The sequence below is a fragment of the Nocardia nova genome (assembly GCF_002933465.1).
Lineage (GTDB): Bacteria > Actinomycetota > Actinomycetes > Mycobacteriales > Mycobacteriaceae > Nocardia > Nocardia nova_B.
The window spans coordinates 1-3,369 of record NZ_PSZE01000073.1 but is presented as its reverse complement, the minus strand read 5'-3'; the positions used below and the strand labels follow the sequence as shown (position 1 = coordinate 3,369).

Below are 3,369 nucleotides of genomic sequence, written 5' to 3'. Positions count from 1 at the left end.
ATTCCTTGGTTCAGCGCAGACGCGGGGTGCGCTTGTTGACGCGCGAGTCGGTGCGTCCGTCGCCCTGATTTCCGATCTGGGTGTAGGACAGGCCGTTTCGCAGCGCGATCGACGGGTTCATCTCCAGTGCTTCCCAGATGGCGCGCACCGTGCCCTGAATCGCCTCCGGGCGCCGGGCGGCGATCTCATCGGCGAGTTGTCTTGCGCGCGAACGCAAGTGCCCTGTTTCGACGATCTCCGTGACGATGCCGGACCGCAACGCCGTCTCGGCCGTCATCCGTTCGTCGCTGCCCAGCAGTGCCCAGCGCAGCACCTCACCGAGCGGAATCCCGCGAGCCAGCATGCCGATCGGCTCGAGAGCAGACACCATGCCGCCGTTGGCGTGCGGATCGAAGAAGGTGGCCTCCGATGAGCAGATCACGATGTCGCTCTCGTTGATGAAGTACATCGCGCCACCGGCCGCCATACCGTGCACCGCGCAGATCACCGGCTTCCACACCCGATGCTGGCGCGGTCCCAGCGAAACCCCCGGATCCTCCTGATTCCACCGGTTCTTGTGCGTCCACCACGCGCCGCCGCCGACGTCGATACCGGTGCAGAAGGCGCGCTCGCCGTTGGCCTGCAGGATCGCCACGCGAATATCGTCGTCGTCGCGCACCCGCTGCCACACCCGCACCATCTCCTCGGCCATCACCTGGTCGAAGCTGTTGAGACGCTCCGGGCGGTTCAGCGTGACGGTCGCGACATGGCCGCTGACCTCGAACTCGATCGTGGTGAACGATTCGGCGACCGCACCTTGGGCCGTCTGCTCGTTTCCCGGCGTCGCAGCCGTCGCGGGCGTCGTGCCAGTCGCTGGCATCGTGTCGGAAAACCTTTCGCGCAGTGCGGGTTTGGCGATCTTGCCGAGGGAATTGCGCGGCAGCTCGGTCACGATCTCGATCTGTTCGGGATATTTGCGCTTGTTCAGCGGCGTGCCGCTGAGAAAGACGCGCACCGACTCCAGAGTCGGCGGTGCGCTCGCATCGCGTGGCACCACCACCGCGCAGACCCGTTCCCCGGACCCCGCGTCGGGCACGCCGATGACGCACACGTCGGCGATCGCGGGATCCGCGATCAGGGCCTCCTCGACCTCGCGGGCGGGGATGTTCTCCATCTTGCGGACGATGATGTCCTTGAGCCGGCCGGTCACGACCAGGCAGCCGTCAGCGTCCAGATATCCCAGATCGCCGGTACGGAAGTAGCCGTCGGCGTCGAGAGCCTCGGCGTCGCGCGTGGAATCGACGTAGCCGCAGAATAATTGGGGCCCGCGCACCCTGATCTCGCCGATCTCGCCGACCGCGGCGGCGGTCTCGTCGGCGCGCACGATCCGCACCGACCCGCCGGGTCCGGGCCGGCCCTCGGCGACGGCGTGCTGTTCATCGGTGTCCGACGGCGATCCCCAGGTGATGTAGGGACATTCGGTCATCCCGTACCCGGAGATGACGCCGACACCGCCGAGCAGTTCGCGGGCGTGTTCGTGCTGATCGCGCGGGCGGGGCGCCCCGCCGGCGAGCGTCGCGCGCGACTTCGGGAACAGCGGGGCCACACCGCGTTCGCGCGCGATCCGCAGGTACTCGTTGGTGAACGGCAGACCGGAGCCGACCAGCGTGACCTCCTCGTCGATGAGCAGATCCGCCAGCCGCTCGGGAACGAATTTCCGCGCCCCGACCACCAGCACATGCCCGATGATCAGCGAATGCAGCAGATGGGCCACCCCGCCGATATGAGCGAACGGCGCCAGCGCCGCACACCGGTCCTCCGGCCGCGGATCGACATTGGCAATGAACGTATCGGCCGCGGCCAGCAGCGTGCGGTCGGTGTGCTTGACACCCTTGGGAACTCCCGTGGTACCCGAGGTGTAGAAGATCCATCGCACCTCGGGCCCGAAATCGGCCGGTGCCCGCGGCGGCAGCGCCGGCAGGCCCCCGCCCGCGGGATCGTGGGGCAGTACGTGGATCGCCGGCGGCTGCTCCTCGGGCCCGAGCGCAGCGGCGAACGCCTCGGCCGCGAAAACATCGGTGACGATCAGTAATCGGCTGTGCAGGCGGCCGGTGATGTGGGCGACCTCCTCGGCCCGCAACATCATGATCAGCGGATTCTGCACCACCGCGAGCTGGGCCAGCGCCATCGACAGCGCCATCGCCTCCACCGTATTCGGTAGCTGCCAGGACACCACGTCACCGGCCTGCACACCGGCGTCACGCAGGGTCTCGGTATAGAAGGAGACGAGTTCGCCGAACTGCCCGGCGGTGAAGCGGCGCCGGTCCTCGTCGACGAGCAGGGGCGCCTGCGGTGTGGCGGCGGCGCGCTGTCGCACGAGCTCGCCGATCGCAGCCGAGGTGAGTCGCGGGGATGCTGTTGTTTCCATGACCTACTCCGCCACGACTCGAAGATCTTCGGCGACCCGGCGTTTGAGAATCTTGCCCGCCGGGCCGAGGGGGAATTCCGACCGGTAGACGAAGCGGCGCGGCTGCTTGTATCCGGCCAGCTCGGATCGACACAACGCCTGCAGTTCGGTCGTCAGACCGTCGCGGTCGAATCCGTCGCGGGCGATGATAGCCGCGACCGGCGTCTCCCCCCATTCCGGATCGGGTACGCCCACCACAGCCACCAGTTCGACCCCGGGATGTTCGCCGATCACCCGCTCGATCTCGGCGGGGTAGACATTGAAGCCGCCCGAGATGATCAGGTCGGTCTTGCGGCCGGTGATGTGCAGGTAGCGCTCGGAATCCAGATATCCGAGATCGCCCGACCACAGGCCGGTGGGCCGGAACGTCTCGGCGGTCTGCTCCGGCCGATTCCAATAGCCGATGGCATTGGCGTCGCTGCGGATCACGATCTCACCGATCTCCCCGGCAGGCAGCTCGTTGCCGTCGGCGTCGACGATGCGGATCGAGCACATCGGCGTCTCCTTACCGCAGGAGGTCAGGATCGAGGTCTTACCCGCCACCATGTCGCGGTGGTCCTCGGGAGTGAAAATCGTTGCCTGGCCACCGCATTCGGTCAGGCCGTAGCGCTGCTGCAGATCGCAGCCGAGCAGATCCATGGCCTTGCGCGCCAGCCCCGGCGGCACCGGTGCCGAGCCGTAGCTGATGCGCCGCAGGCTCGACATGTCGCGCGCTGGGCCCTCCTCGAGGATGCGCAGCGTGCGCTGCAGCATGGTCGGGATGAAGGTCGTGAACGTGACCCGGCTGCGCTCGATTTCGTCGATGACGGCCTGCGGGTCGAACTTGCGGTGGATCACCATCGTCTGGCCCAGATAGGTCCACGACAGGGTGCGCACACTGCCCCCGGCGGTGAAGAACGGCGTGGTCGCCAGGAAGACGTCGG

At 67.5% G+C, this 3,369-nt stretch carries 2 protein-coding genes and 1 pseudogene; all 3 read right to left on the bottom strand.

Going from position 1 to position 3,369, the window contains the following annotated elements; genetic code table 11:
* Window positions 1-10: 10 nt before the first annotated feature.
* Window positions 11-859, bottom strand: coding sequence for an enoyl-CoA hydratase/isomerase family protein (locus C5E41_RS35650; protein WP_439956558.1), 849 nt, complete (start codon window positions 857-859; stop codon window positions 11-13).
* Between the two features lie 51 nt (window positions 860-910).
* Window positions 911-2,407: pseudogene (locus C5E41_RS35645) on the bottom strand (class I adenylate-forming enzyme family protein); the annotation flags it as partial.
* A 3-nt stretch (window positions 2,408-2,410) separates the two neighbouring features.
* Window positions 2,411-3,369: class I adenylate-forming enzyme family protein (locus tag C5E41_RS32765; protein WP_146097786.1), on the bottom strand; the 959-nt coding region annotated here is incomplete at its 5' end.